At 65.6% G+C, this 620-nt stretch carries 1 protein-coding gene; it reads left to right on the top strand.

Annotated elements, in window-relative coordinates; translation table 11 throughout:
- A partial coding sequence (locus tag IGW04_RS25530; protein ID WP_194715900.1) for an IS3 family transposase occupies positions 1-620 on the top strand: 620 nt, incomplete at both ends.

The following is a 620-nucleotide window of genomic DNA, read 5'->3' as shown; positions in this document are numbered from 1 at the left end:
CGCAAGCGTGTGCTGACCACGCACCGGGCCGATGGGCCCAACCAGGTCTGGTGCTGGGACATCACCTGGCTGCCCACCACGGTCAGGGGCCGGTTCTTCTACTGGTACATGGTCAAGGACATCTATAGTCGCAAGCTGGTGGTCAACGCGGTCCATGAAAGCGAGACGTCGGAGCAAGCCAGCGCGCTGTTGCAACGGGGCTGCCTGGCAGAGCAGACGGCGGATCGCCCACCGGTGCTGCACTCGGACAACGGCACGGCGATGAAGGGGGCGACGATGCTGGCGTGCATGCAGGAACTGGGGGTGGTGCCCTCGTTCAGCAGGCCGCGGGTGAGCAACGACAACGCCTATGCGGAAGCGTTGTTCAAGACGGCGAAATACTGCCCGCTGTGGCCGGAACGCCCGTTCGACACGCTTGAGCAAGCCCGGCAGTGGGTGGAGCAGTTCGTGCGCTGGTACAACGAGGAGCACCGCCACAGCGGCCTGAACTATGTGACGCCGGATCAGCGTCATCGTGGCCAGGCGGACCAGCTGCTGGCCCATCGCAAGGCGGTCTATCAAGCCGCCCGGGCCGCCAAGCCGCAGCGCTGGGCAGGCGCCGTGCGCCATTGGGATCTTGA

The organism is Noviherbaspirillum soli (genome assembly GCF_015352955.1).
Classification (GTDB): Bacteria; Pseudomonadota; Gammaproteobacteria; order Burkholderiales; family Burkholderiaceae_D; genus Noviherbaspirillum_A; species Noviherbaspirillum_A soli.
The sequence above is the reverse complement of the archived record's forward strand: the minus strand, read 5'-3'. Positions and strand labels throughout refer to the sequence as shown.